The sequence below is a fragment of the Candidatus Erwinia dacicola genome (assembly GCF_001756855.1).
Classification (GTDB): domain Bacteria; phylum Pseudomonadota; class Gammaproteobacteria; order Enterobacterales; family Enterobacteriaceae; genus Erwinia; species Erwinia dacicola.
Genome location: NZ_MAYS01000023.1, coordinates 1 through 1,377 on the forward strand (window position 1 = coordinate 1; position 1,377 = coordinate 1,377).

At 44.9% G+C, this 1,377-nt stretch carries 1 protein-coding gene and 2 pseudogenes; all 3 read left to right on the top strand.

What is annotated here, in order from left to right:
* The coding region (locus BBW68_RS00500) for an integrase core domain-containing protein (protein ID WP_070133556.1) at nt 1-240 on the top strand (240 nt) is incomplete at its 5' end.
* Between the two features lie 401 nt (nt 241-641).
* Nucleotides 642-1,138: pseudogene (locus BBW68_RS00505) on the top strand (E3 ubiquitin--protein ligase).
* Nucleotides 1,139-1,173: 35 nt separating this feature from the next.
* Nucleotides 1,174-1,290: pseudogene (locus BBW68_RS17360) on the top strand (GlsB/YeaQ/YmgE family stress response membrane protein); the annotation flags it as partial.
* Nucleotides 1,291-1,377: the final 87 nt, after the last annotated feature.

Consider the following 1,377-nt stretch of genomic DNA (forward strand, 5'->3'; position numbering starts at 1 on the left):
AGTCGACGGGGAAACTGCTGGGATAACGCCCCTATGGAGCGGTTCTTCCGGAGCCTGAAGACCGAATGGGTGCCGACGAAGGGCTATAACAGCTTCAGCGAAGCCCAGGGCGCGATAATCCGCTATATAACGGGATATTACAGCGCTATCAGGCCCCACTGGTATAACGGCAGTCTGACGCCCAACGAATCTGAGCGGCTGTACTACTTACAGTCTAATGCTGTGGCCAGTATTAGTTGACCACTAGTCTTTGAAAGATAAGACCTTTCAATAACACGAAAGGCTAACTCATCAATAACTTTGCAACAGTGCCGGATCGTCTACCGGGGTGGGGTCAGTCCATAAATGACTCTGAGGTGTCTGTTAAACCCGTGGCGATTCTACGGTCTTCATTACAGCAAACCAGGAAAAACCCCCGGAAGGTCGCTGAGGCGGAGAAAGTTAAGCCAGAGCCAGAAACAGGCCAGCATGTCCGCGATGTGAAGTTACATCACACTTCGCAGATTTGATCGTCGTTAATGAAGTTCAATATGTTATTTTATTCAATAAAATAAAAATAAGGTTGCGTACATTAGCAACTGTAAACGTACCCTGAAAAGAAGTGTGACTTTTATACCAAAATTACAAAAGAGGGATTCTCTATGAAGTTATGGAACAAAACGCTCTTGGCTGCAGCAATTACCCTTCTCATTGCTGGTTGTGATGACGCGGATAAAAAAGTGGATAGCAACCTTAATCAGGCTAAGGAAGCCGCCAGCCAGATCCAAGATGCTGCTGCTGACAAAGCTTCATCCATTAATGATGAAGCGGATAAGCATATTGATGCTGTCAAGCAGGAAGCCGCTAATCAAGCAGATCAACTAACTGAGAAGGCAAAATCCATTAAGGCAGAAGCTGACGCAAAAGCACATTCTTTAGCTGAACAGGCTAAAGCTGAAGGATATGAAGTCAAAGCAGATGCTAAACAAAAAAGCGATCAGTAGTAGCAAAGGCTAAACACATTAAGACACAAGCCATCTCCGGTGCTAACGAGCTGGAAACTGATGCTGCAGCTAAGACCCAGGAAATCAAAGACAGCATGAAAAATGATTATACCCTAGCACAAGCTGATTCTACCCCAACTGAAAACAAACAGTAATTATAGGAGCCAATATGGGTATTTTATCCTAGACTATCTTCGGTCTTATCGCGGGCATCATCGCAAAATGGATTATGCCGGGTAAAGAAAACGTAGGAATTATCGTGACCATTATTCTGGGGATCGTCGGTGCTGTTGTGGGAGGCTACATTAGGCTGTGTCCCTTAATTGCATAACCTTTTGTAAATACAGTCGGATACAACCCAGTTTAACCATCGCCAGATAATTCCTCGCCGTTT